Genomic DNA, 381 nt, shown 5'->3' with positions numbered 1-381 from the left:
GACGGGAGCGGTGTGCTGGGCTATGCGTCGTTTGGCGACTGGCGGCCGTTCGAGGGCTTTCGCAACACCGTGGAACACCCGGTATATATCCGTGGCGATCAGCGCGGCAAGGGATTGGGGCCAGTGCTGATGGCAGCGCTGGTCGAGCGTGCGCGCGAGTGTGGCAAGCATGTGATGGTGGCGGCCATCGAGAGCGGCAATGCAGCGTCGGTGCGCCTGCACGAGCGGCTGGGCTTCGTGGTGACCGGGCAGATGCCGCAGGTGGGGGTGAAGTTTGGCCGGTGGCTGGACTTGACCTTCATGCAGCTGGTGCTGAACCCGGGGGCAGAACCCAGTTGAGAAACCAGGCCTCACACGATCCCTGTAGGAGCGGCCTTGTGT

At 64.8% G+C, this 381-nt stretch carries 1 protein-coding gene; it reads left to right on the top strand.

Annotation, left to right across the window (positions count from 1 at the left end; translation table 11 throughout):
* Positions 1–339: GNAT family N-acetyltransferase (locus tag FQ668_RS27320; RefSeq protein ID WP_144180754.1), on the top strand; the 339-nt coding region annotated here is incomplete at its 5' end.
* Between the last annotated feature and the right edge of the window lie 42 nt (positions 340–381).

The organism is Pseudomonas sp. Kh14, from assembly GCF_900291005.1.
Classification (GTDB): Bacteria; Pseudomonadota; Gammaproteobacteria; order Pseudomonadales; family Pseudomonadaceae; genus Aquipseudomonas; species Aquipseudomonas alloputida.
Note: the sequence above shows the minus strand (reverse complement) of the source record. Positions and strands in the feature narration are given on the sequence as shown.